The following is a 26,448-nucleotide window of genomic DNA, read 5'->3' as shown; positions in this document are numbered from 1 at the left end:
TTACAGTTTTTGGGTGAAGTAATTGTAGTCCTTCAATACGGTTTCAAGGTATGGAACGTCATACAGCCTTGAATTGGTCTTGAGTATGCCTTCCACCTTGGAACGTAGCGCCTTCATGGTTTTGAAGTCCCCACTTTTTTTGGCAATATGGAAGGTTTCCTTGATGAGTCTAACGTCTTTGTCGGTCAACAGCGTCACATTGGTGAACTGTGGTTCATAGGTCTCTTCAATTTCCTCCAAAATGGTATGGGAAACCTTGGCCCTTTGCTTGGTGCTGATCACCACCGTGCCGGCGGCGGCATCGCCAATTCGCTGTCTTTTTTCCGAAAAAAGAATGCTCAAGATACCAATGGAACCCAAAAAAAGCCAGATGTCCACCAACCGAAGCATCCAACGCACGAGAAGATTGCTCCAATGCACCGGAGTGCCATCCAGTCGCACCACCCGCATCTTCATAAGCATCTTGCCCACGGTCTGCCCGTTGAACAGGCTGTGCATCAACAGGGAATAGAACATGGCCGGCAAAAAAATCAGGGAAGCTAGCCCGCGTTGGGTCCAGGTGTCTTCGTAAACGTAGCCGATTGCATCGCTAATCAAACTCACCAAATAGGCATACATATACAAAATAAGACCATCGATCAAAAAGGCAACGATACGCTCCCCAATGCTAACAATCTTATAATCCAAATTGACATTTTGGGAAGTATTGATTTGCAGGTTACCCATATAAACGTAATTTTAGCTTTAGGAATTTCCACTTATGCGCGAAGCTGCCTTTGTGAAGCAAAATAAGGAAAAATGGATCGCATTTGAAAAAGCGATCACCATGGGCTCCCAAACCATATTGACGAAACCAGAAAACCTGACCGTCAACACAATCAACAAATATTTAGAACTAAAAGCTAGGGGGCTTTTTTAAAAAGAAGAAGGCAAACCACGCAACTCATCAGGCAATCCAAGCGCATTCAAAGTGGGCAGTTTGTTTTCCAACATCACAAACTCAACGTTTTGAGATTTTTGTTTAAGTTTTTGCCGTTGAAAATGATTATGGGAATAGCTGCCCCGTAATCTCCGCTTGTCATCTTTTTTTGAAAATAGATCTATGGTCACCCCAACGGTCACTCCGCCCAAAACGGTGGCGGCCAAATCATCGTTGTCCCATCCATTATCGCGTTGCCCGGCATCCACAGCCTCCTTGGCAACTCCAATAATGGCACTTCCCGCAACGGAGCCAATAAAAGTCCATATACGGTTACCGTCTGAAGCCTGTTTGGCAATGCCAGCTCCTGCCAGCCCAAACAGATTGCCCCCCAAAAAATGAAGTGCTTTGTCCCGTTCCACTTGACCATGGGCATAGGAAACGAGCATAAAAAATACCAGTGTGGGGATCAGTGTTCTCATGCGCAACGCTAAATATATAAAAAAATGTCCTTGAAATGGGGTCAAGGTGCTAATACCGTTGCACTTCTTGTTTGGCCAAGTGGAATTCGGCCATCAGATCTTGAACAATTTCTGCAGCGGGTTTAATATTATGGATAAGCCCGGAAACCTGGCCAATTTCCAGTTCCCCTTCAACCATATCGCCCTCAAACATACCTTTTTTTGCCCTTGCCCTTCCCAGTAACTTTTTCAATTCTTCTGCAGTTGCTCCCTTAGCATAGGCGTTCTGGACATCTTGAAAAAACTTGTTCTTCAACATGCGCACCGGGGCCAACTCCTTCAAGGTCAATTGTGTATCCCCCTCCTTGGCCAGCACCACCTGCTGTTTGAACAACTCATGCGACGAAGCTTCTGGACTGGCCACAAATCGGCTTCCCACCTGAACCCCATCTGCCCCCAATACCATGGCGGCCAACATGGCCCTACCTGTGGCAATACCGCCGGCGGCTAGCAATGGTATCTTTATTTGTTCTTTAACGGAGGGTACAAGTACCATAGTAGTGGTTTCATCCCGGCCGTTATGGCCCCCTGCTTCAAAACCTTCGGCTACAATGGCATCAACCCCAGCTTCTTGGGCTTTTAGGGCAAACTTGACACCGCTTACCACGTGTACGACCGTGATTCCCTTTTCCTTTAGGAAACCGGTCCATGTTTTGGGATTTCCAGCAGAAGTGAACACTATTTTGACCCCTTGTTGCACAATGATGTCCATGAGTTTGTCAATATCTGGATACAGCATCGGGATATTGACGCCAAAGGGTTTGTGGGTTGCCCCCTTGCACTTTTGAATATGTTCGAGCAATACTTCGGGGTACATGCTCCCAGCACCAAGAAGCCCAAGTCCTCCGGCATTGGAAACGGCAGAGGCCAAACGCCAACCACTGGCCCAGATCATTCCTGCTTGCACAATGGGGTATTCAATTCCAAAAAGTTGGGTTATCCTGTTTTTCATTTTATGAAATTACACCGGAACCGATGAGTTCATCATCAATGTACCAAGCCACAAACTGTCCTTCAGTGATGGCCGATTGCTTTTCCTTGAAATCGACATAAAGGCCTTTGTCAATTTTGTAAAGGGTAGCTTTTTGCAAGGGTTGCCTGTATCGTATTCGTGCCATGACCTCCATGGTTTCGTCCGTTTTCAAAGCCAAATCTGGTCTCACCCAATGCAGTTCTTCTTCGTTGACAAAAAGCGTGTTTCGAAAAAGACCGGGGTGGAATTTACCCTGGCCAGTATAGATTATATTTTTATCCACATCAGTATCGATTACGAACAAAGGTTCTTTGGTACCCCCAACATTGAGGCCCTTTCGCTGACCTATGGTAAAATAGTGTGCGCCCTGGTGTTCGCCCACCACTTTTCCATCCAATTCTGTGTATCTGGGCTTTTCTGCATTAAAGGCCAATTCCTCTTTCTTGTTATGGAATTCCGGTGCTGAAACTGAAAACTGCGCAGCCTCACTTGGAACTTCCACAATAATCCCCTTTTTGGGTTTAAGCTTTTGTTGTAAAAATTCGGGCAAGTGCACCTTCCCCACAAAACAAAGTCCTTGCGAATCCTTTTTGTCGGCTGTGACCAAATTGTTCTCAGCGGCTATTTTCCTGACCTCGGGTTTGGTGAGCTCACCTATCGGAAACAAGGCTTTTGCAAGTTGCTCCTGGGAAAGTTGGCACAAAAAATAAGATTGGTCTTTGTTCGTATCCTTGCCCGCCAATAATCGGTAGGTTTCAGATCCATCGTTATTTTTGATAACCTCTTTTCTGCAATAATGCCCGGTAGCGACAAAATCGGCACCAAGTTGCAGGGCAATTTTTAGGAATACATCAAACTTGATTTCACGATTGCACAGTACATCGGGATTGGGTGTCCTTCCCTTTTCATACTCACTGAACATATAATCAACAATCCTTTCTTTGTACTCAGCACTTAAATCCACTGTTTGAAAAGGAATGCCCAATTTCTCAGCCACAATCAGGGCATCGTTGCTGTCCTCGACCCAAGGGCACTCCTCGGAAATAATAACCGAGTCGTCCACCCAATTCTTCATAAAAAGACCTATTACCTCGTAACCCTGCTCTTTTAGAAGATGGGCAGCAACACTTGAATCGACTCCGCCAGAAAGACCAATTACAACCTTTTTCATTACATCCAAATTCCGTGCAAAAATACAAAATGATCACCATTCAAAGGATTAATGACCATTTCAGAATTTAAAGTCGTTGAAACGGAATTGATTTCGATAACAATCGTGCCGTTATATAGAAATTTCATAGGATTATCAGCGATATCAGCAACACTAATTATGATTATCAATTTTCCTAAAAAAATGAACAAAATAAAAGAGCTTCAAATAGATACAAAAATAGCTCCAATACAAATTATATTCGAATTGTGGTATAAATTTATACATTTAAAGTGCTGTATTTGAATGAATTATTAATCATCCGAATATTAGAATGAGCTTTTACATTCTTACAGTTTATTAATTTTTGTTAAACTTTTAATAAAAAAGTTAAAACAAAAGCAACCATTTTTGTTTAGACATATCTTTAGGATGTTAAACAAAAAAATATAGAAAATGAAAGCACTGATCAACTTCAAAACAGCAACGCTGTTGCTATTTTTCCTGACCTTAACGTCTTGTTCAGACGATGACAATGGCACTCCTCCGCCTTCCAATCAAAATAATATTGTTGAAACTGCCCAGGCCACTGCGGATTTAAGCAGCTTGGTAAGTGCTTTGCAAAAAGCTGATGAAAGTGCCAGCAACGACCTGATCAGTGCCTTGAGCGGACCTGGTCCTTTTACTGTGTTTGCACCGACCAATGCTGCTTTTGCAGATTTATTGGCACAATTGGACGGTTTTGATTCCTTGGATGATTTTAACACCCAAGAGCTGCAAAACCTGTTGGCCACCATCCTTACGTATCACGTGATTGTTGGTACCGCCGCTCAAAGCACGGATTTAAGCAATGGGCAAACATTGACCACACTTCAGGGTGGCACACTTACTGTGTCCACCACCGGAGGAGTTTTTATAGGAGATGCCACCGATACCGATGCCGAAGTTACCACGGCCAATTTGGTTACGACCAATGGTGTTGTACATATTATTGACAAAGTGCTATTGCCCCAAACTCTTTTGGATGAATTGGCGGATATCATCTTGGTGCCCATCACGGATTTGGCCATTGGCAATGAAAATTTGGAGAACTTGGTCGCCGCCTTGGTTGCTGCCGACGGAGACCTGCCAAACGCTTTGCGCGGAGACGGCCCGTTCACAGTATTGGCCCCCACGGATACCGCCTTTGAAACTTTCTTGGGCGGAGCCGCCTTGGAGGACATTCCAGTGGAAACGCTTACCCAGGTCTTATTGAACCACGTAATCGAAGGTGAACTGTTCAGCTCATACTTACAAAGCTTAGGTTCAGGATACTACAAAACCTTGGCAAGAGGTGCGCAGGATGAGAACATGAGTATTTTCTTCAATACCGAAGGCGGTGTCACCTTCAATGGGGTGTCCACAGTGGAAATAGCTGACGTAAAGGCCCTTAATGGAGTGGTACATATTGTGGATGCTGTTATAGATTTACCAAACATTGTGGATCATGCCGTGGCGAATCCCAATCTTTCTTCATTGGTAGCCGCATTGACTGCCGGAGCAAACACTACTTTTACGGATCTACTTTCTGATGAAATGGAGGAGTTCACGGTATTTGCTCCAGTAAATTCAGCCTTTGATGCCTTTACAAATCCAAATTCCAACGACATAAATGCCATACTTTCCAACCATGTTGTGGTGGGCACGGCGGCATTTTCTTCTGGGTTGAGCAATACTTATGTGAATACCGCAGCCGAGTTTGCAGCCGATGAGAATCTAAGCCTGTATATTAATGTGGATGATGGAGTAACGCTCAATGGAGTGAGCAATGTGGCCGAAGCCGACATTGTGGCCACAAATGGTGTAATCCATGCCGTGGATGCCGTGATCGATTTGCCAACCGTGGTTACTTTTGCCGTGGCTGATCCCAACTTCTCTACCTTGGTACAAGCACTTACCGAATTGACGCCCAGTGTCGATTTTGTAAGTGTGCTCTCAGCACAAGGAGGAAGCGGAAGTGATCCCTTTACCGTGTTTGCACCCACCAATGCTGCTTTTGCAGCCATAACCGTTCCAGGGGAAGCAGACCTGATTCCTATATTGCAACACCATGTGGTCGCAGGAGCCAATATTCGTTCAGGTGATTTATCCGATGGAATCATGGCCCCCACCTTGGAAGGTGATAATATCACCATCAATCTTTCTGGTACCGGAGACAACATTGCCGATGTCACCGATGGAGCTGGTAATTCCGGAATTGGCATTGATGCTGTGGATGTGCAAGCTATTAACGGAGTTATTCACGTTTTGGACGGGGTTTTGATTCCCGACACGACAAACTAAAAAGGAGAAAAGGGCCCTGGAAACACGGCCCTTTTTTATTTTCTAGTGGTATTGAAAGTTGATAACGACATATGACGGGATACCGTTCGTCGATGACACATCAAAAGCCATCCAGTTACCATACAAAACAGCGGCTTTGACAACTATTAATTTTTTTTGAGAAAATCATACCGCATCTTTGAAGTCCCAAATCTTTCCAAACTACACCAATAAATGGCAAACTCCCCCAAAAATCTGGGGGAGTTTTTTTATGGGATAATCTAGGATTGCTGTCTACTCCTGCCCTTCCTCCTCCAAGACATCAATAAGTTCATAGCCATCTTCCACAGCTTTGTATACAGCAGCGTTAAGTTCGTAGGCGGGAACCCCATCAAAGTCGATTTCCTCCGCATCTTCGGGAAGTTCCTTCAAAATGGCGCCCACTGGAGGGTGTGCCACTTCGTATTCACCATCCACTTCTTGATAATAAACCCCATCCGCATACCTGTACGCAGCTCCGCGAACGGTGAGCGCAATGGCCGTGGCAGGCAATAATCCCAATCGGAATCCCCGTGGTGGAAATGCTCTTACATAAACCCCTCTTCGTTGCACAAAGTACATTCCGCCCACCGGGTAGTAGGACACTCTTCGAAATACGATGGGCCGGGTATTTCTCGGCAAGGATCGCAAAGTTCTACGGGCCACCCTTCGGTTGTGCCTTCGGACCTTACGCTTTACAACTCTACGCTTTTTTTGTGCAGTTTTCACAATAGGGCGACGTACCTGTGCCTCAACATAATCCGTGGACCCAACAAAGGTGAATGCTAAAATAAATGGTAGGTATTTCAAATTTTTCATAAAATGGATTTTGTAGGTTATTGGAATTAGACCATTGCCAAACCAAAAGGTTTAATGGAACCTCCAAAAAAAATCCAAAAATGGAAAATTATCGCTTGCCCAACTTTTTTTGTTCCTCCGCCTGCTCCATCATCTCCCGCATTTTGCGCTGGAACCTATTTTCTTTTTTGGGTTTCTTTTTGTTTTCCTGGATCTGGGCATGGATTTTATCCTCATCCAAAATGTACCTTTTGATGGCCAACATGATGAAGATTGTGATCAGGTTGGAAACAAAATAGTACAAACTCAACCCACTGGCATAGTTGTTAAAGAAGAATAACATCATTATGGGTGATAGGTACATAATGAATTTCATGTTGGGCATTCCCGGTTGTTGTTGCATCTGCATGCTCTGTCCTGTGGTCATCATCATATAAAAGAAGATAGCTACCGAGGCCAAAATCGGGAACAGGCTCACATGGTCCCCATAAAATGGGATGGTGAACGGCAAATTGAAAATGGTATCGTACGAGGAGAGATCCTCCGCCCATAGGAAGGACTTCTGCCGTAGTTCAAAAGAGGTAGGGAAAAACATGAACAGCGCATAGAAAATGGGCAACTGCAAAAATGCAGGGATACATCCGCTCATGGGACTGACACCAGCCTTGTTGTACAGCTTCATAGTCTCCTGCTGCTTTTTCATGGCGTTGTCCTTGTACTTCTCATTGATCTCGGTAATCTCCGGTTTCAACACCTTCATCTTTGCCTGTGACAGATACGATTTGTAGGTTACGGGCGAAAGGGCCAATCGCACCAAAATGGTCATCACTATAATGGCAATTCCGTAGGGAAGGAAAGAGCTCAAGAAACCATAAAAGGGTGTGAAAATATAGCGGTTAATCCAACCAAATATGCCCCACCCAAACGGGATGGAATCGGCCAGGGCCAAATCCTTGTAATCGTCTAAAATCTTTACATCGGTAGGCCCATAGTACCAATACATCTGTTGGGACAGTTCGCCACCTTGGAGTTCCAATGGCACTTTTGAGTTATATTCCTTAGTGAACAATTCTTCCTTGCTTTCTTCTTCCACCAAATTCTTGGAACTGAGCTCTGCTGTTTTAAAACGATTCTCCGTGGCCAAAATGGAACTGAAAAAATGCTGGCGGTACGACAACCATTTTACGTCTTCCTCGGTCTCCTCATCCAAATCACTACTTTCGGAAAGCTTACTGATTTTTCCGTCTTCATGGTTATATGTCAACCGGGTGTAGCGATTTTCGTATTGTACACTCTTATTGTGGCGGATACCTTTCATATCCCAGGTCAAATCCAAAGGTCTGCTACCATTGATGACCCCGTTGAGTCCTTGGGAACGAACCGTAAAATCCAACAAATACTCGTTGGGTCTCATTTCATACCGGTATTCCAGATACTGATTATCGGATACCTTCGCTCTCATGGAAAGCACCTCATTGTTTCCATTTTTGGAAATCGTTGGCTCAAAATATAAATCGGAAGTGCTTAGCACACGATTGTCTGAAGTGGAAAAATTAAGCGCAAAGTTGGCATTGCCATCTTTGACCAGATACACAGGAACAGAATCGTATGTGACAAAGTTCTTCATCTTGGCCTCCACAATCTGACCCCCTTTGTTAGCGATTTCCAGCCGGAGCACTTCATTTTCCAATACCGTGGTTCCCTCATTCGCCATTGTGAAGCCAAAAGCCCCTACAGCACTTTTATAGCCAGCCACCGCAGTGGAATCATTAATGTCAAGGGGCTTGGTCTGCTGTACTCTGGGCGTGTCCACTTTCTTCTCGGCCACTTTCGCTTCTGCCTCAACTTGTTCCTGTTTCGCTTTTTGGGCCTCCAACTCCTCCGGTGTGGGTTGGTTTTGGTAGAACATATAAATTAGAATCCCAAAAATCAGAACAAATCCGATTATGGAATTGATATCCAGCTTCTTCTCTTCCATGAAAATTGTTTAGTCGAAATCTTTATCGGTATTTCAGGTGGCAAATATATGCCCAAAACCGCAGTTTATGCCAAACTGGCATTCTTTTGTTTCTGTTTTTGGACCAATACGGCCTTCACGAATCCTACGAACAGTGGGTGGGGATTGGCCACAGTGCTCTTATATTCTGGATGATATTGGACTCCCACGAACCAAGGGTGGGAAGGTATCTCTATTACCTCGACCAATCCAGTCTTTGGGTTGAACCCTGTGGGTACCAAGCCCGCCTCTTCCAGTTGTTTTTTGTATTCATTATTAAATTCGAATCTATGGCGGTGCCGTTCTGAAATGTCCAAAGCACCGTACACCTCATGGACGAGGCTATCCGCTTCCAGATGACAATCCCATGCTCCCAAACGCATGGTCCCTCCCATATTGGTTACCGATTTTTGCTCTTCCATCAAACTGATGACCGGATAAGGTGTGTTTGGGTCCATTTCCGTGGAATTGGCTCCCTCCATGCCCAAAATGTTCCTTGCAAACTCTATCACGGCCATTTGCATGCCCAGGCAGATTCCCAAAAAGGGCAGGTCGTTTTCCCTTGCATAGCGCACGGCCTCAATCTTTCCCTCGATTCCACGTTCACCAAAACCTGGGGCCACCAAAATCCCATCCAATCCCATTAACTTTTTGTCAATGTTTTTGGTGGAAAGGTGTTCAGAATGTATGGAACGTACCTTCACCTCTACCTCGTTGGCAGCACCTGCATGAATAAAGGACTCCAAGATGGACTTATAGGAATCCTGAAGTTCCACATATTTTCCAATGAGGCCTATGACCACTTTGTTCTTTGGATTTTTGTGTCTTTGCAAAAATTCGTTCCATTGCTCCAAATTGGGTTCGGTATCTTTTGGCAAAGCCAATTTTTCAAGTGCCACGGTATCCAGACCTTCTTCCTGCATCATAATGGGCACATCATAGATGGTGGAGGCATCGATGGATTGAATCACGGCCTCTTTTCTAACGTTGCAGAAAAGGGCTAATTTCTCTTTTATTTCCTCCGAAATCTCATGTTCGGTACGACAGACCAAAATGTCGGCCTTTATTCCACTTTCCATCAAGGTTTTTACCGAATGTTGTGTGGGTTTGGTCTTCAGTTCGCCCGCTGCGGACAAAAAGGGTACCAAGGTCAAATGAATCACAATGCCGTTGTGCTCTCCCAACTCCCAAAGCAACTGTCGCACAGCTTCTATATAGGGCAATGATTCAATATCACCCACAGTTCCACCAATTTCTGTAATAATGATATCATAATCACCACTATTGCCCAAAATTTGGACTCGTTCCTTGATTTCATTGGTGATGTGCGGCACCACCTGTACCGTTTTGCCCAAAAACTCCCCTCTCCTTTCCTTTTCAATCACACTTTGGTAGATTCTTCCGGTCGTCACATTGTTTGCCTGCGAAGTACGCACGTTCAAAAAGCGTTCGTAGTGGCCCAGGTCCAAATCGGTTTCGGCTCCATCATCTGTCACATAGCACTCGCCATGTTCGTAGGGATTGAGCGTACCTGGATCTACGTTTATATAGGGATCTAACTTTTGTATGGTGGTCCGGTATCCCCTGGCCTGAAGTAGTTTGGCCAAAGAAGCGGCGATGATTCCCTTGCCCAAGGATGATGTAACGCCTCCCGTAACGAAAATGTACTTGGTCTGTGACATATTGAACTTTCTATTACGGGGCGTAAAGTTACAAATTGCAGCGCAGAAATCAGGAGGATTCCTTGGGAAATTCTTTTTGCAGTTTTCTAATAATGGGCTCCAAATTGTTATCCTTAATGGTGAGCATGGTGTTGAGATAGTCTCCAAGTTTTCCATCCGGAAATCCTTTCTGCCTGAACCATACCAGATAAGGCAGGGGCAAATCCACCAAATAACGGCCCTTATATTTGCCAAAGGGCATTCGGTAGTGGGCCATTTCCACCAGTTGTTCCGTGTTGGGACGTATTTCCATTTGTAGCTCCAAAGTACTATCTTTCCGTAAGAATCCATCCAAAATGAAACGAAGAAACTTTCTTGCCACTGCTGCCGCTGGCTCAGCGGGCTTGGCCTCGGGCTATGCCAGTGCTGGACATCCCAATGGACAAAAGGACTTTCAACTGAAGTACAACATAAACCATAGTGTGTGCCAATGGTGTTTCAGCGATATTCCATTGGAAGATTTTCTCAAAACACTTAATGCACTTGGAATCAAGGCTATAGATCTTATAGGTCCAAAAGATTGGCCCCTATTGAAAAAATATGACATACATTGTTCCATGTGCAATGGCGCTGAAATCAGTCTTACTGAAGGTTGGAATAATCCCAAATACCATGAACAGCTCGTCCAAAACTATACAGAAATTATCCCTCAAGTGGCAGAAGCAGGTTACACCAACCTTATCTGTTTTAGTGGAAACCGACAGGGTATGAGCGATTATGTGGGGCTTCAAAATTGTGTGGACGGCCTTTCCAAAATTATGCCTTTGGCAGAAAAGCATGGGGTGGTGATCCAAATGGAATTGTTCAATCAAATTGACCATCCCGACTATATGTGCGATAATTCACTTTGGGGTGTGGAACTGTGCCGACGTTTGGGAAGCGATCATTTTAAATTATTGTTTGACATCTACCATATGCAGATTCAGGAAGGCGACATTATCCGAAGCATACAAACGTATCATCCTTATTTTGGGCATTATCACACCGCAGGGGTTCCTGGCCGGCACGAGATCGATGAGACCCAAGAACTCTACTATCCGGCAATCATGAAGGCCATTTTGGACACTGGTTTTACTGGTCATGTGGCACAGGAATTCATTGTCACTTGGGAGAATAAGATCGATGCTTTGAAAGATGCTTTTTTGCGGTGTGATGTAGAGCGTACATAGAACTTAACAAACACCCGTTATGAAAAGACGTAAATTTTTGCAGAGTGCTGCCCTGGCTTCCAGCGCCACCATGGTCATGGGCCTGGGTGCGGGTGCCTCCCCATCCAAAAAAGGGCTCTCCAGCATTGGCATCCAACTGTTCTCTCTACCGAAACTATTGGAAAATGATTTGGAAGGCTCCTTGGCCCTTTTGCGCCAAATGGGTTACACGGAAATTGAAATATATGGTCCCTACCCTTTCAGTTCGACCGCAGCTTGGGACCGATGGAAACAAATAGTGCCCAGCATCGGGTTTTCAGGTAGCGGCTTTTTTGGAAAGACCGCAGAGGAATTTAAAGCCCTGTTGGACGAGCACGAACTCAGAGCTACCTCGGGACATATTGATTTGGTGACCTTGGAAACCGATATGCCAACTGTTGGCCAAGCCGTTCGTACCCTTGGACTGGATTGTTTTGGTATTTCAGCAATTCCAGAAGACCTTAGGCAATCATTGGACGACTATAAACGTATGGCTGACCGCTTCAACAAAATTGGAGAAAATGCCAAAAAAGAAGGGTTCAAGTTTTTGTACCACAACCATGGCTACGGACTGCACGAAATGGATGGACGAATTCCGTTGGACATAATTCTGGACAATACCGACCCTGAATTGGTCTTTTTTGAAATGGATATTTATTGGACCACGGCAGGTGGCATGGACCCGGTAGAGCTACTGAAAGCCAATCCAGGCCGCTATATTGCTCTACATTTGAAGGATATGAAGGAAATCACCCATTTTGAAGGAGACGGTGGAACGGCAGACCAGTGGATTGCACTTTGGCCCCAAATGACAACGGTGGGGAGTGGTGCCATGGATATTCCATCCATAATCACCCAAGGACAAAAATCTGGTGTTAAACACTTTTTTGTGGAGCAAGATTTGGTAGAAAATCCCAGCGTTGCCTTACAGAAGAGTATCGATTACCTGCGGAACCTATAAATCCATACCAATTCTGATGCAAATTGTAAAACTCAAAAGTGCCCTATCCCATGAGGAATTGATGCGCAGGGCCAAGAACCGGGAACCTCAGTTCAAGGCCATCCAGGGTCTATTGCAGAAATACTATACGAAATTGCCCAGTGTAGACCAGTATACATGATTATATATCTGAGATTATAAAGAATCATTGATGACCTTTTCGGGAATCCGATTGGGCCAAAAGAGATCCTAAAGCTATGAGATGGTGGAAGCTCCCAAAATTGAGGTTATGTATATCATTTTACAGTTAAGGAATCAATGACTTTCTTTAATCCATTAAGCAGGTGATATTATTTTTCAAAAGCTGGCACAATATAGCGGTCCATGAGCTCATCAGTATATCCATGGGCTTTTCTATTGCCATAATTGGTGGTTGTGATGACCACGGCCAAGTCAAGTTCTGGGATAGCCAATACTTTCTGCCCTCCGTTTCCAGACATATAATAAGTGCTATATTTTTTCTCAGACCCGAACGATTTTAACCAAATCAAATAGCCATAATCCACATCCGGTCTTGCATTGACTTTGGGCAGGGTTGCCTTGGCTATCCAGTCTTCAGAAAGTAGTTCTTCTCCATTCCATTGCCCTTTTTGAAGGAATACTTGTATCATCTTCAAAAAATCCCTGCTTTTGTATCCGCTTCCTCCCGCCGTGTTCAACACATGGGTGGGAGTATAATCAAATTCAAAATCCTTGATTTCCAAAGGATCAAGAAAATTTTCCTTTAAAAATGCATCCGCTGGCTGTCCAACAGCGGCTTGTACCACTTCGGCCAATGCCACTGCCCCGGCAGAACAATAACGCATAACCCTGCCATAGGGCGATTCCTCGGGTTTGGGGCCAAATGGATAAGATCCCACAGGAAGGTCCACAAAAAACTGAAGCCAGTCTTCAATGATATACATTCTTTCTTCATTGCCCCTAGAAAAAGAATTATTGTCATCACATTCCAATATTGAACTCATGGTAAGCAAATCCTCAATGGTAATCTCATCTTTTCTTGGGTCTTCATTTTGGATGGGTTTGCGGGGTTTTAGATAGGTAAATATCCTGTCTTTTTCAGAACCGATATGTCCATTTTCTAAGGCCAGTCCCACCAAAATAGTGGCTATGGTCTTGGTCGCGGACCGTGTATTGTGCTTGGTGTCCACCGTGCTGCCATTAAAGTATTCCTCATACACCAATTTGCCCTTTTTTGCCACTAGTATACTCGTAATGTATTCATAATCACCCTTAATCACATTTTCCTCCATCTGATTAAGCAACGGATTTGAGCTGCGGTTACCTTCAGAAAAATCCAATTGGGCGCTTAAAACCACGGGGAACGCAAAACAAACAATACACAAAAACCTTTTAGTCATTTTTCGAAATTTAACAGGGACAAAGAAAATCAATGGCTCTCTTTGAAAATAGAATGAATTTAACATCCACCCAATTGTCTTCTAAAAGACTTTGGAGTTTTGTTAAAATATTGCTTGAAAGAACGCGTAAAGTGACTTTGGTCCGCAAAACCACATAAATAGGCGATTTCCGTGAGAGAATGCTTGGAGTCTATAAGCAAATGAAAAGATCGTCTCAATTTACTCCTTCTGATATAGTCCCCCAGGGTGGTGTCCAAATATTTGGGAACGCTTCGGGATAAATGCACGGGATGTATCCCCAGAATATCGGACAATGATTTCAAGGTTACCTGCATGGGATCATCATAAATGATTTCTTGAAGTTTGCCAACCCATTGAGGCCTTCTTTGTAATTTAACTTCACTGATATCGCACAGTTCATTGCACAACTGAAGCATCAAACAATCCAAGGAAACGCCGGAATGGTCGTCATTAATATGGAACTCACTATATATATTTAGAAAAATCTGGTACAACCTCGGATCTGTTAGCAATGTGCTTCCCTCCCATAGTAAAGGACCATGACTTTTTTCATTGAACCATGCACTATCCAATTCAATATGAAAACCTTTGGCATACTGGGTTTCTTTAGTATTCTTATGGATATCCTGCCAATTGTGGAAAATAAAACTTCCTGGAGGGCATAAATTGGTGCCCTTGCGGTTAATGTCCTTTAGGTTTCCTTCCAAAACAAACATGAAATAAGGATTTTCATGGTAATGCCAATCGGTTTCAGGTGCATGATATCCATATTCAGAGAGAACAAAGCCATCATTTTGTAACTCTGATCTTTTTGTCCCGTAATAGGACCCTTTTTTGAGAATTTTCATGTTTGTTGGTGTGTTCAATCTCCTAATATTGTGCTTAAGGGATCGAAAATTCTAGTTTGATCAATTTTCCAGTAAGCTACCTATATTTTGGTTCCATTCCAATTGTTTTTCTCGATTGCGGGAAAAATCGGTTTGCCAATCATACAATTCCTGGAATTTTTGCAATTCCTCCAAAGTCTCCCTGTAGATTTTCCGAATTTCCTCCTTTACATTGTCTGAAAACGAAGTGCTTTCCAGCCTCTGCCGCATTTGACGGGCAAACAGCTCGGCAATATCAAAATGAAGTTGCTCGTGACTCAGGGTTAATTCATCACATTGGTCTGGTTTATACCAAGACTCGTTGGGATAGAAGTACGCATTTACTTCAAAGTTCAAATGAACTTCGTGATGAATCAAATTGGCGGTGTAGGAATAACTAAGGCCACTGGCTGTGGTAGCGGCTGGTTCAGCGGCCGGGGGAACCTTCCCCTTAAAATCGGCCCAAGTAAGCCGGTTCTCAAAACTCCAGGGAATTCCTTCTTCAATTTCTTGTCCCCATCCCAAAAAACCAAAAAGCAACACACATCCTATGAAGCTTATTTTTTCCAATGGAATTCAATTATTTTTTCAATGTCGGGATGCAAACTATGATGCACCGGGCAGGTATTGGCAGTATGCTCCAGGATCTTTCTGTTTTTTTCCGAAACAGGTCCGGGCAGGTCCATCTTTATCTCAATCTTGGATATACGCCTTGGATTCGATGCCATGTGCTTGGTTACCTCTGCGGTGGCTCCGGCCAAATCTTCTTCCAGTTGCTGTGCCTTTATGCCCATAACGGTAAGCATACAGCTGGCCAGTCCGGTGGCCACGGTATCTGTTGGGGAAAAGGCTTCGCCCTTGCCATTGTTGTCCGTGGGGGCATCGGTTATGAATTCGTTTTGGGATTTCAGGTGAACACAGGTAGTCCGCAGTTCACCGTTATAAGTTACTTTTGACGTCATCCAGTTGTACTTCTTTAATTCGTAGACTATCATACTCCATAAGATAACAGGCCCTATTGTAATATCCTGACGTCCAATCGTTATAGTAATTGAAGCTATTTCCGGTATACTCGGTAAGACCAATGATCTTGGAGGTTTCAAATAGGTTATTCTTGTGCGCCAATTTCAACAATACGTCGAAGGTAACGTCAAATCCACGGACGGCATAGCGGTCCGGCACAAGGCCATTATACTTTTTCTGGTATGCTTTGGTAAAGGCATCATTGCCCACCTCCCTATAAAATGTTGGATAGGTAAACCGCAGATTGGATAGGTGGGTATTGGATACGGCCTCATCCTCAAAAGCGCTGTTGTAATTGGTGGTGAACATACGCACTTTGACTTCTTCCGTATTGGCCGAATTGAGGATAGAGCTCACACTGGATACCATGTTGGCCTGATCGGTTTCCAAAAAGACCCAGTTTTCCTTGTCCTCGGACAATTGGATCAGAAATTGATCTAAGTGCAATGACTTGTTGTCAATGATCTTCGCGATCCGGGCCGCGGGAAACTTACGCAAAATGGAATCATAGGCCACTTGATGGGTGGAGTCGGCTATGATGACTACGTTTTCATCCCTATGGATTTTTCCCAAATAAGTCAACATTTTTTGTCGCAAAACCTCATCACTTGGCACGGAAAAGAACACGTTTCCATGGCTCAGGTTGCTGTTTGAGGAGATGGGCGCAATAACGGGAATGTTCTTGCTTGCGGCCTGCACGGCTACCTCATTCAATGCTCCGGATGCAACAGGGCCGATAATGGCACTTACCCCCTGCATACTTTCCCTTGACAGGATTTGCTTGACCTTGTCCTGGCTCAATTCCGTGTCAAAAGTTTGTACATTGACGGATACGCCCAACTTTTTGATTGAATCCAATGCCACAAGGGCACCGGAGTAAAAACCGAGGCTAAGGGTCAAATCGCGTCGAGTGGCTATCTGGCTCCTGGTTTTCTTGTCATCGTTTAGATCGATTCGATCCAACCTGAAGGGAAGCATGAACACTAATTTGGGCTTGTTCGCAATATCGATACTGTCAATCAGGTTTATCTTGTCCAGCACCAAGGCATTTTTAACATCCAATACTTGTGCTTTTTCCTTAGGAAGTTTGAGCACCATGCCCGCTTTTAACCCATTTTCCAGGTCAGGGTTCAGCCGGAAAAGTTCGTCGCGGGTCATTTTTAGGTTTTGGGTAAGACGGAAGATATTTTGCTTTGGCTTGACCTCATAAAAAATATAATTATCCGTATTCACCACTCCGGACCGATCCTGTTTTTTGGGAAGACGAATCACCATTCCTTCCTTTAACCCACCCTGTTTCATTATCTCTGGGTTCAGTTTTACTATGGAATCGGAAGGAATTCCATACTCCCTTCCCAAGCTATAAAGGGTCATTTTTGCTGGAACGGTATAGGATGTGAACAACTCAACCTTCTGATCCTTGAGGCTATCCCCCTTGGGTCGTGGCAGTTTCAACTCCTGACCAGCAGCCAAATAATTGAAATTTTTTGACAACTCGGGATTCAATTTCACCAAACTATCAACGGTAATGCCATATTTATGGGCTATGCTCCAACGGGTCTCTTTTGGTTGCACGGTGTAGGTCTCCATATCCAATTCGCGCTCATCCTCCAGACTTCGTTTTGGAAATTTGGGGATACGCAGAACCATTCCTTTTTTTAGTGGCTCGGAATAGAGTTGGATATTGTAGCGTTTCAATTGCTCTTCGGTGATGTCGTAACGTTGGGTCAATCCAAAAAGAGTTTCCCTTTTTTTCACCCGGTGCCTGTTATAGCCGATGGGTTGGATCTGTTCCCCAACCTTTTCCTCTTTGGGTTTTTCTTCCTGGGTAATCACGGAACCATCCAAAGGAATTATCAGAATGGTGTTGGGTTTTATATCCGCAGCACTCTTTAGCTCCTTGTTGGATTGAAGAATGGTGTATGGGGTGACCCGATACTTTTGGGAAATACTTTGAAGCGTCTCCCCTTGCTTCACCACATGGGTTTCAAACTTTTTTTGTGCGGAAACATGGAGTGAAGCCAATAAAAAGGCTCCAAAAAGCAATATTTTGACAATTTTTTTCATTCCCATTCAATAGTTGCAGGTGGCTTCGAACTAATGTCGTACACTACTCTATTAACGCCTTTTACCCTATTTATTATTTCATTGGAGATCTTTTGCAAAAATTTATAGGGTAGGTTCACCCAATCGGCTGTCATCCCATCCGTGCTCTCCACGGCCCGTAGGGCCACACATTTCTCATAGGTTCGCTCATCTCCCATAACGCCTACACTATTTACGGGCAAAAGCATCGCCCCGGCCTGCCACACCTTGTCATACAGGCCCCAATCCTTCAATCCCTTTATAAAAATATGGTCCACATCTTGCAACATGGCCACTTTTTCCGGGGTTATGTCGCCCAAGATACGGATGCCCAATCCCGGACCTGGGAACGGATGTCTTCCCAAAATATTGGGGTCCATGTGCATGCTTGCACCCACTCGCCTTACCTCATCCTTGAACAACAATTTCAAGGGTTCTACCACTTTCAACTTCATATACTCAGGAAGTCCACCTACATTATGATGACTCTTGATGGTCGCCGAAGGCCCTCCGGACACCGATACCGATTCGATGACATCAGGATAAATGGTACCCTGTGCCAACCATTTGGCATTTTCAACCTTGTGCGCTTCATCATCAAAAACCTCAATGAACACCCTTCCTATTGTTTTACGTTTTGTTTCGGGATCACTTTCTCCGGCCAAGGCGTCCAAAAAGCGTGCCGAAGCATCCACCCCCTTCACGTTGAGCCCCATTCCCTCGTATTGCTCCAACACCTCATGGAACTCATTTTTCCGGAGCAGTCCATTGTTCACAAAAATGCAGTGCAGATTTTTGCCAATGGCCTTGTGCAAAAGCAAAGCCGCTACACTGGAATCCACCCCCCCGGAAAGTCCCAATATTACCTTATCGTTACCCAATTTTCCCTTGAGATTGGCCACCGTGGTCTCCACAAAGGCATCCGGGGTCCAATCTTGTTTCATTCCCGCTATATCGACCAAAAAATTCTTCAGCAATTGTTTCCCGTCCGTGGTGTGGTACACTTCGGGGTGAAACTGGATGGCATAAGAATCCTCACCTTCAATTCTGAAAGCCGCGTTTTGTACATCATGGGTACTGGCCAAGAGCACTGCTCCCTCGGGAAGCTCCTTAATGGTGTCGCTATGGCTCATCCAAACCTGGCTTCCCTCGTTTATGATGTGAAAAAAGGGCTCGTGTTCCTTAATAAAGGACAAATTGGCCCTACCGTATTCCCTAGTATTCGATGGTGCCACATTTCCACCATTGAAATGAGCCAAATATTGGGCTCCATAACAAATCGCTAAAAGTGGTTTCTTTCCCTTTATTCCGGATAAATCGGGATGAGGGGCATCATCTGCCCTGACTGAAAGCGGGGAACCTGATAAAATTACCGCTCCATAGTCCGATAGATCGGAAGGGACTTTGTTGTATGGTTTTATTTCGGAGTAAATGTTCAGTTCCCGGACGCGTCTTGCAATCAACTGTGTGTACTGGGAACCGAAGTCTAGGATAAGTACGTTGTTATGCATGGGCAAAAATAGCAATTTGCAGCGTTTGAAAAAGTATACTGTTACGGATATTTATCATAACTTTTTTTGATGTGCCAGTGTACGGATTTTTGTTCCAGTAAATGGCCCTTGCTGTCGTTAAACTTTTTTCCACATAATCCAATTAATGCCCTTTGTAGTTTTTTTCTTAACATTTTTCATTATTTCTTTGCCATTCTAAAATTCAGGACATGATCAAAGGATTCATCTTCGATTTGGATGGCGTGATTACCGATACGGCGGAGTTGCACTATGAAGCTTGGAAGAACCTATCGGACGAGATGGGATGGGATTTTGACCGGGAACTCAACGAGCAATTACGGGGCATTTCCCGATTGGATTCCATAAAAGTGATCATGGATCACAATCATGTTCAACTTGAGGACGCCAGAATTGAGGAGTTGGCCAACAAAAAGAACGAAATCTATGTGGCAAGCCTGGACAGTATGACCCCGGAAGATTACCTCCCCGGTGCCAAGGAACTTTTGACCCATTTAAGGACTGAAGGATTTAAAGTGGCCTTGGGCAGTGCCAGTAAAAATGCGATAAAAGTGTTGCAGCAGTTGAATGCCAATGGCTATTTTGATGTGATTGGAGATGGAACCAGTGTATCCAAAAGCAAACCAGCTCCGGATATTTTTCTATATGGTTCCGAAAAAATGGGACTACAACCTGACGCTTGCATTGTTTTTGAGGATGCAGAAAAAGGTATTGATGCTGCAAAAGCTGGTGGATTTTATAGTGTGGGTATCGGTCCTGAAGAACGTGTGGGCCATGCCGACCTGCGCTTTGACAGCATGAAGGAGGCCACACTTTTTGAAGTAAAGGCATATTTCAAAGATTTATTTAGTTAATCCGTTCTTTTTCAGAAAGTTGATGTAATTACCTATTTTTAATAGGTAAACCAACGATAATGAAACTCCCAAAACGACTATTTCTTCTTTATTTGATCTTTTTTCTTTTCGGCTGTTCAAAAATATGGGCACAACATCCAAGTAACTTAGACAGTCTTGTTGCCCTATACAACACAAAACCAAGCGATACATCCAAAGTTTATTTGGGCGGATTGATATGCCAGATAGTCACATATTCAGACCCCGAAAAAGTTTATAAGTACGGACATGAAATGATTGCAATTTCAAAAAAACTGAATTATAAGTTCGGTATTTTACAAGGTGCCAATAACCTAGGATCTTATTACCTGAACAGAAATGAACTGGATTCTGCATTATATTATAGGGAAGCCACTTTAAACCTCGCTAAAGAGATCAACTCTCTCATGGGAATTTTAACCGCGAACACCCAAATGGGTGTTTTGTTTACGAATATGAATGACTACAATAAGGCTAAAGAGTATCTAAATGAAAATATTGAACTGTATAAAAAGAGAGATAGTATACCAAATGTCAAAGAAAATGATTTTAGGTACATTGGTTCCACTTACAATCAACTGGCTGAAATCAATGTAAAGCAAGGGCAGTACAATATTGCATTGAAGAATCAGTTACATGCCCTGAAACTTTACAAAGAGACAGGCGAGGAATTGTTTATTGCCGATGCCCATACGGCATTGGGAAGAATAGAAAACCATTTGGGCAACTATTCAAAAAGTAATGGGTATTTGGAAAATGCCTTAGCCACTTATACAAAGTTTGATGACCTACTCTGGGAATGTGAGGTTAGACTTAATTTAGGAGAAAATTTCATTCATCAAGAGCATCCTTTAAAAGCTTTGGAACATTTCAAACGGGTTACGGAGATAGCGTCGGAAAATGACTTTAAACTTTTAGAAGCGAGGGCCTATAATTCCTTGGGGAAGACGTACACAGAAATCACACAGTACGAAACTGCTTTGCGTCATTTGAAAAAAGCGTTGTCACTTTTCAAGAGTAACCATCCTAGTGAAATAAGCGATACCTATAACAACTTGGGTGTCCTTCATACTAAAATGGGAAAATCTAAAGAGGGGGTATCTTTTTTGGATAAAGCCATCTCTATTTTAGACTCTATAAATGCCAAAGGTCAGTTGGCTAAGGCTTACTTAAATCGCTCCTATGCTAAAGAATTATTAGATGATCCCAGTGCAGCCCTATCAGATTTCAAAGAATACAATACTTTGAACGACAGTATTTTCAACCGGGTGAAATCCCAACAAATAGAAGAACTACGTATCATATATGATACCGAAAAAAAAGAACAAGAGATTGCCATTTTAGAACAAAAAGCAGAAATAAACAACCTGCAAAAACTCATGTTGGGCCTTGGACTTGGATTATCGCTCCTAGTTTTTGGGATTGGTTTTTATGCCCTTCGCCAAAAAATGAAGCGCAACAAGCTAGAAAAAGAACGGGTAGATGCCGAATTGGCCTTTAAAAAGAAGGAACTGACCACCCATGCGCTGCACTTGGCCAAAAAGAACGAGACTTTGGAAAGTTTGCGGCAAAAAGCAGAAGAGCTTAAGTCCAATGAAAATGGACAGAACATTACACAGCTCATCAACACTATTAATTTTGATTTGCAGGATGATAACAACTGGGAAAATTTTGCCCGCTATTTTGAAGAAGTCCATAAGGATTTCAATGTCACTGTAGCCAAAAAATACCCTGAAATCACACCAAATGAACTTCGCTTAATGGCCTTGATAAAGATGAATCTTTCCTCCAAGGAAATAGCCAATATTTTGAACATTTCCATTCCTGGAATTAAAAAAGCGCGACAGCGATTGCGCAAAAAAATGAACCTTTCCACCTCGGATTCTCTAGAAAATGCTGTTTTGAACATTTAACGAACGCCACAGTATTCTTGACTTTCCCTAACAAATTTGGAAAAGTATACCATTTGTCTCCCCTGATTTTTTTTCTTCCCAAAATCCGCACTCTAGGTTTGTGATGTCATGAGAACGCTATATGACCATGACAACCGTTTTGTGGTCTTGCCTGGTAAGGTACTGCAGACCAGCACTGGGCAGGTCTCACAAAGCAAAGTTTAACCACAAAACAAAACATGATGAAAACAATGAACAGATTACCCATTGGATTTTTTCTAGCCACAATCGTTCTTATTGCTCTTAGCTGTAGCAAGGATGATAATGGCCCTAGTGAAAATCCTGAACCCACAACGCTCACTTTTGAGGAAGTTATAGCATTGGGATCTGAACCTGCTTCGTTTCCCGATGGCCCGACCGAAGAGATTATCGAAGATCTAGGCGCTGAAAATGAAGCGTACCAGAGTATTGATAGCCTCGGTAACATCATTAATGATTTTTTTGTTTGTAGTAGAAAAACAATCAGTATCCTTGATGGAAATCCTGAGTTTCCATTGTTTGACACCAATGCTGAGGTGATATATCCAGGTAATCTTTTACAGGGAAAGACCCTCTCCAATGCGACCCCATCACCCATAGTGGTTAAAAGAGGTGGCGGGACTATTTCTTATAACCTAAATATTGGAAATGGCACTGACAGTAGCCCTATTGAATCCAGTTTTACGGTAGATGAAGTAAAAAGAAGCACCATTCAAGAAGCAATGAACGCAATCATTGGAGATGGAACTGGTATGGTGCCCGATGACTTCATCCTTGACATAAAACAAATTGAGTCTGAAAATCAGTTGGCCATTGAAATGGGAGTGGATGTGAATACTTTTACCACTAGAGTGTCGGCAGATATGTCTTTCAGTACTGATAAACAATACAATCGTATGTTGGTCAAACTCCAGCAATCTTTCTACACCATGGTCTTTGACCTTCCAACAAGTCTTGAAGACTTTTTTGATGAAAGTGTCACACCGGAACAATTGAGTGTGTACGTTCAAGAAGATAACCCTGCAACATTTATATCATCGGTCAATTATGGAAGAATTTTCTATATGCTGGTTGAATCCACTTCCAGTCGCGAAGAGATGGATACCAAACTGGACTTTGCATACGGGGCTTTTGAAGATAACGTTTCTGGAGAAGTCAAAGTTGAGGCCTTTAATGAACTAAAAGATGTTAAAATAAAGGTTATCGCCTATGGGGGAACAGGTTCTGCCCGACTTGCAGGTGAAAGCAATATCTCGGCAATTGTTGATAGACTTGCTGAAAGTACAGACATTAGATCTGGTTTACCATTATCTTATGTGGTAAGGAGCGTTGAGCGACCAGATATTGTTGTAGGCACAACTTTAGCAACGACTTACGATACAGTCGATTGTGTAAACATTAGTAAGGGTCTACCAGTGTACACTAACTTACGAAGTAACGTGCAAGCGGCCCTATATGGTGGAATTAATACCCAAACATGGGGGAATGCAGTTGATACTCCCTCCAATCTTCTTTTTGATTCTAATAATTTCTTTGTCCACATCAACGATCAAGGTGAAACTTCGGGTGAATATAGCCTTGGACAGATTGGCCCGGATGGGGTTGCAGGCTATCCATTTAGTGGAATTGGTGCTGCGGCATTCAGGCCCCAAGGTCCCGGTTTCAGCAATGGCATCCTCTTTTTTAATCCTGAAGGGACAATGTACTTGGCATATTTGATAAATAGTACCAATGGACAAGGTGTATTTTTAGGTGCTGACAGTATTGGTTCGTTGGGATCAGGATTGACATTTGATGCCATAGGTGCAGCTATGGATGTCTCTTTTGGTGGTCGTCAAAGTTTACTATGTGTATTTAATAAAGAAGGCACACACTATAGTATACGTGAGGGAGGTGTGTTTCAATCTGCTAGATCCATTGCCGACTTTCAGATTAAAACAAATGGCAGTTCTTTTGAAATACCATTTGAAAGTGTAGGTGCGGCCATGCGCGTAAATCTTCCCGACACCGAATCAAGGACACTACTTGCCATTTTTAATGCAGCGGGTACCCAATATGTCTTTTTCGATATTGATAATGACGGGTTTATAGGCCCGTTCGATATGTAATCCATTAAAAAAAGCCCCAGCAAATTGACTGGGGCTTTTACCCATAAGGATTTCTTTTTCAAAAAGTTGGAGGTAATTGCCTATTTTTAGTAGGTAATCCAACCGCTATGAAAACCTCAAAACTTCTAGTCTTTCTCGTTTGTAGCTTTTGTTTTTGTGCTATCGCACAGGAAAACAAAAAACTTGATAGTCTTTTAAGTGTTTATAAAGGTCAAAAAGAAGACACTTTAAAGGTAAAGACCCTTCATCAACTTTTTTTGGAATTAAGGCATAAGGATTGGGGAAAGGCCTATGAATATAATGAAGAATCCATTTTGCTTTCAAAAAAACTAATCTATCCAAAAGGTGAAGGCATTGGCTATTTAAATAAAGGTTATTATTATCGCTTTCTTCCAAACATTGATTCCGCAAGGTTTTATTTCGAAAAATCCGTGAAGTTGCTTGGTGACATCAATGTTAAACAAGAACAGTGGAAATCACTTAATGAGTACGCCACTTTCGAGACTTTGGCGGGTAATTTTGAAAGAGCGATTTCGCTCGCCCATGATGGACAAGAAATTGCCATAGCGTTAAATAGTGGCACCAAACTCATAGATAACCTACAGCGAAAGGCCACTATATATATGGATATCGGTGATTATGAGATGGCAATGAGAGAAACGTTGAAAGCAGCCAAAATTGCCGATACCCTATCGCCACCAGATCTTAAAAGAAAAGCAATTTCGGTTGCTGATATAGGTAGAATAGAAATGCTTAGGGGCAATTATAACAAGGCGCTGGAACCAATTAAACAAGCATTGGATATTTTTAGAAAGTTGAAAGACGACCAGTGGTTAGCTACCCTATATGTGGAAATTGGAAACGTTTATTGGTATATGGAGAAGTATGATGAATCTTATAAAAACTACAATAACAGTCTTGAAATTAGTCGCAAAATGAACCGTGATGATTTCATAGCTTCGAACCTGAATAATCTGGCCCTTGTTTCAATGGAGCGAAAACAATACGATAAAGCCATCACCCATCTTCTTGAGGCAAATCGGTTACAAAAACGAGTAGGTTCAGTCAACAACAAAATTAACAACCATAACAATTTGGGAGCAGCATATTTTGAAATTGGCAACTACAAAAATTCCATAGCATATCATTCCATTGCCATAAAGTTAGCGGATTCCATACGTGCTATTGATGTGCTCCGCGATGGCTACTTTGGAAGGTCCCTTGCTTTTGAGGGGCTTGGAGATTTTAAAAATGCGTTATCGGACCAAAGAAACTATCAAAAAGTAAATGACAGTGTATTCAATACCAGAAAGGCCAAGCAAATTGATGAATTGAAAACCCAGTATGAAACCGAAAAAAAAGAACAGCAAATTGCTCTTCAAGAAAAGGAAATTACCCTGTTGGAACAAGAAGCAGCAATAAGTAACCTTCAGAAGCTATTGCTGGGCATTGGTCTTCTGCTTTCGCTACTAGGTTTCTATGCCATACGCCAAAAAATGAAACGCAACAAACTCGAAAAAGAAAAAGTAGATGTAGAACTGGCCTTCAAAAAGAAGGAACTCACTACCCATGCCCTGCATCTGGCCAAAAAGAACGAAGTTCTGGAAGGTTTAAAGCAAAAAGCACAGGAACTCAAGGAAAAAGAGGAGTCTAAAAATGGCTACCAACAGTTGATCCGGACCATCAATTTTGATCTACAGGACGATAATAACTGGGAAAACTTTTCCCGTTATTTTGAAGAGGTCCATAAGGACTTCCACAGCAATGTGAAATCAAAATACCCAGAGGTTACCTCAAATGAACTTCGACTTTTGGCCCTTTTAAAGATGAATCTGTCCTCCAAAGAGATAGCCAATATCCTTAATATATCTCCAGAGGGCATCAAAAAAGCTCGCTATCGGCTTCGAAAAAAGTTAGATCTCACTACTGACGATTCTTTACAAGATTTGGTGCTGTCCCTTTAAACACCAGTCGTAACGAGGGCGTCCACCGATTGTCCCGCAATTATTTTTAGGGTGTCCACCTGTTGTCCATCCTCATTTTTTCA

Annotated in this window: 22 protein-coding genes; 8 read left to right on the top strand and 14 right to left on the bottom strand. The window is 43.0% G+C overall.

The annotated features are described in order from the left end of the window. The 4 genes from K7G75_RS08095 to mnmA form a co-directional block, all read right to left on the bottom strand. Window positions 1-726: an RDD family protein gene (locus K7G75_RS08095; protein WP_222983755.1), complete on the bottom strand. Its 726-nt coding sequence runs from the start codon at window positions 724-726 to the stop codon at window positions 1-3. A 189-nt stretch (window positions 727-915) separates the two neighbouring features. Continuing rightward, window positions 916-1,401 (bottom strand): YfiM family lipoprotein, encoded by a 486-nt coding sequence (locus K7G75_RS08090; RefSeq protein ID WP_222983754.1) that lies wholly within the window; start codon window positions 1,399-1,401, stop codon window positions 916-918. Window positions 1,402-1,450: 49 nt separating this feature from the next. After that, window positions 1,451-2,392, bottom strand: a complete 942-nt coding sequence (locus tag K7G75_RS08085) for an NAD(P)H-dependent flavin oxidoreductase (RefSeq protein ID WP_222983753.1) — start codon at window positions 2,390-2,392, stop codon at window positions 1,451-1,453. Between the two features lies 1 nt (window position 2,393). Next, entirely contained in the window at window positions 2,394-3,584 is a 1,191-nt protein-coding gene (mnmA, locus tag K7G75_RS08080) for a tRNA 2-thiouridine(34) synthase MnmA (protein WP_222983752.1), read from the bottom strand. 435 nt (window positions 3,585-4,019) lie between these two features. Here mnmA and K7G75_RS08075 point away from each other — a divergent pair, with 435 nt between their 5' ends. Beyond that, window positions 4,020-5,885, top strand: coding sequence for a fasciclin domain-containing protein (locus tag K7G75_RS08075; RefSeq protein WP_222983751.1), 1,866 nt, complete (start codon window positions 4,020-4,022; stop codon window positions 5,883-5,885). 273 nt (window positions 5,886-6,158) lie between these two features. Here the strand turns inward: K7G75_RS08075 and K7G75_RS08070 are convergent, their stop codons facing one another. The 4 genes from K7G75_RS08070 to K7G75_RS08055 all read right to left on the bottom strand — a co-directional run bounded on the left by K7G75_RS08070 (window position 6,159) and on the right by K7G75_RS08055 (window position 10,671). Continuing rightward, window positions 6,159-6,722, bottom strand: coding sequence for a DUF6515 family protein (locus tag K7G75_RS08070; protein ID WP_222983750.1), 564 nt, complete (start codon window positions 6,720-6,722; stop codon window positions 6,159-6,161). 88 nt (window positions 6,723-6,810) lie between these two features. After that, a complete protein-coding gene (yidC, locus tag K7G75_RS08065; RefSeq protein WP_222983749.1) occupies window positions 6,811-8,679 on the bottom strand; it encodes a membrane protein insertase YidC in 1,869 nt (622 codons plus the stop codon). A 65-nt stretch (window positions 8,680-8,744) separates the two neighbouring features. Then, window positions 8,745-10,379: a CTP synthase gene (locus K7G75_RS08060; protein WP_222983748.1), complete on the bottom strand. Its 1,635-nt coding sequence runs from the start codon at window positions 10,377-10,379 to the stop codon at window positions 8,745-8,747. Between the two features lie 49 nt (window positions 10,380-10,428). Then, entirely contained in the window at window positions 10,429-10,671 is a 243-nt protein-coding gene (locus K7G75_RS08055; protein WP_222984985.1) for a DUF3820 family protein, read from the bottom strand. A gap of 43 nt (window positions 10,672-10,714) precedes the next feature. Between K7G75_RS08055 and K7G75_RS08050 the strand changes: the two genes are divergently transcribed. The 3 genes from K7G75_RS08050 to K7G75_RS08040 are packed head-to-tail and all read left to right on the top strand — an operon-like array spanning window position 10,715 to window position 12,726. Next, window positions 10,715-11,587, top strand: a complete 873-nt coding sequence (locus tag K7G75_RS08050; RefSeq protein ID WP_222983747.1) for a hydroxypyruvate isomerase family protein — start codon at window positions 10,715-10,717, stop codon at window positions 11,585-11,587. A 19-nt stretch (window positions 11,588-11,606) separates the two neighbouring features. Next, a complete protein-coding gene (locus tag K7G75_RS08045) occupies window positions 11,607-12,566 on the top strand; it encodes a sugar phosphate isomerase/epimerase family protein (protein ID WP_222983746.1) in 960 nt (319 codons plus the stop codon). 16 nt (window positions 12,567-12,582) lie between these two features. Continuing rightward, window positions 12,583-12,726, top strand: coding sequence for a hypothetical protein (locus K7G75_RS08040; protein WP_222983745.1), 144 nt, complete (start codon window positions 12,583-12,585; stop codon window positions 12,724-12,726). Between the two features lie 169 nt (window positions 12,727-12,895). Here the strand turns inward: K7G75_RS08040 and K7G75_RS08035 are convergent, their stop codons facing one another. From K7G75_RS08035 to guaA, 6 genes are all read right to left on the bottom strand, one after another. Further along, on the bottom strand, window positions 12,896-13,858 hold the full coding sequence (locus tag K7G75_RS08035) for a serine hydrolase domain-containing protein (RefSeq protein WP_222983744.1): 963 nt from the start codon (window positions 13,856-13,858) through the stop codon (window positions 12,896-12,898). A 167-nt stretch (window positions 13,859-14,025) separates the two neighbouring features. Then, entirely contained in the window at window positions 14,026-14,835 is an 810-nt protein-coding gene (locus K7G75_RS08030; RefSeq protein ID WP_222983743.1) for a helix-turn-helix domain-containing protein, read from the bottom strand. Between the two features lie 60 nt (window positions 14,836-14,895). Next, entirely contained in the window at window positions 14,896-15,423 is a 528-nt protein-coding gene (locus tag K7G75_RS08025) for a DUF922 domain-containing protein (RefSeq protein ID WP_222983742.1), read from the bottom strand. Beyond that, entirely contained in the window at window positions 15,411-15,815 is a 405-nt protein-coding gene (locus K7G75_RS08020) for an OsmC family protein (protein ID WP_222983741.1), read from the bottom strand. The genes K7G75_RS08025 and K7G75_RS08020 overlap by 13 nt, the downstream gene beginning before the upstream one ends. After that, complete coding sequence (locus K7G75_RS08015; protein WP_222983740.1) at window positions 15,793-17,943, bottom strand: LysM peptidoglycan-binding domain-containing protein; 2,151 nt, start codon at window positions 17,941-17,943, stop codon at window positions 15,793-15,795. Before K7G75_RS08015 ends, K7G75_RS08020 begins: the two co-directional genes overlap by 23 nt. Continuing rightward, window positions 17,940-19,472: a glutamine-hydrolyzing GMP synthase gene (guaA, locus tag K7G75_RS08010; RefSeq protein ID WP_222983739.1), complete on the bottom strand. Its 1,533-nt coding sequence runs from the start codon at window positions 19,470-19,472 to the stop codon at window positions 17,940-17,942. Before guaA ends, K7G75_RS08015 begins: the two co-directional genes overlap by 4 nt. A 209-nt stretch (window positions 19,473-19,681) precedes the next feature. Between guaA and pgmB the strand changes: the two genes are divergently transcribed. The 4 genes from pgmB (at window position 19,682) to K7G75_RS07990 (ending at window position 26,365) form a co-directional block, all read left to right on the top strand. Beyond that, window positions 19,682-20,344 carry a beta-phosphoglucomutase gene (gene pgmB / locus K7G75_RS08005; RefSeq protein ID WP_222983738.1) on the top strand — a complete coding sequence of 221 codons (663 nt, stop codon included), beginning with the start codon at window positions 19,682-19,684 and terminating at the stop codon, window positions 20,342-20,344. 272 nt (window positions 20,345-20,616) lie between these two features. Next, on the top strand, window positions 20,617-22,275 hold the full coding sequence (locus K7G75_RS08000) for a transcriptional regulator (protein WP_222983737.1): 1,659 nt from the start codon (window positions 20,617-20,619) through the stop codon (window positions 22,273-22,275). Window positions 22,276-22,496: 221 nt separating this feature from the next. Next, on the top strand, window positions 22,497-24,401 hold the full coding sequence (locus K7G75_RS07995; RefSeq protein ID WP_222983736.1) for a thiol-activated cytolysin family protein: 1,905 nt from the start codon (window positions 22,497-22,499) through the stop codon (window positions 24,399-24,401). 107 nt (window positions 24,402-24,508) lie between these two features. Continuing rightward, window positions 24,509-26,365, top strand: a complete 1,857-nt coding sequence (locus K7G75_RS07990; protein WP_222983735.1) for a tetratricopeptide repeat protein — start codon at window positions 24,509-24,511, stop codon at window positions 26,363-26,365. Window positions 26,366-26,448 lie beyond the last annotated feature (83 nt).

The sequence above is a fragment of the Flagellimonas meishanensis genome, from assembly GCF_019880545.1.
Taxonomy (GTDB): Bacteria; Bacteroidota; Bacteroidia; order Flavobacteriales; family Flavobacteriaceae; genus Flagellimonas; species Flagellimonas meishanensis.
This window is presented reverse-complemented; position numbering and strand designations above follow the sequence as displayed.